The following is a 414-nucleotide window of genomic DNA, read 5'->3' as shown; positions in this document are numbered from 1 at the left end:
CTTTAACTTCGTCTGTATTTACTGATGATAATGAGCTTACTTTATTTTGAACAAATGAAGCAAGCATTCTTTTTAATGGGTTGGCAGATGAACCAACAATTAAACTGTTTGTAAAATATCCAGAAGCAAGTGAAAATGCAGTGCCTAAAATTTTACCTTTTAAATCGGGTGAATTTATAGTTTCATTGAATTTTTCTTTGACCATATTTATTGGATTCAAACTATGAACAGTAAACTCAAAGTGTTTTTGTAAAAGAATGCCTTCACATTTTTTTTTATTTTCTAGTTCGGCTATTGCAGCTGCCAATGATTTATTATCTTTAATTACTTGCATTTTTCTTTTCTTTAAAAATTTGATTTATTAAATAATTATTGAAGCTTTCTTCTAATATTTTTCGAACTAAAATATAAAGT

At 26.6% G+C, this 414-nt stretch carries 1 protein-coding gene; it reads right to left on the bottom strand.

The annotated features are described in order from the left end of the window. On the bottom strand, positions 1-334 hold a 334-nt coding region (locus tag DIU01_RS08330), incomplete at its 3' end, for a hypothetical protein (RefSeq protein ID WP_290833405.1). Positions 335-414 lie beyond the last annotated feature (80 nt).

The organism is Flavobacterium sp., assembly GCF_003525665.1.
Taxonomy (GTDB): Bacteria; Bacteroidota; Bacteroidia; order Flavobacteriales; family Flavobacteriaceae; genus Flavobacterium.
Note: the sequence above shows the minus strand (reverse complement) of the source record. Positions and strands in the feature narration are given on the sequence as shown.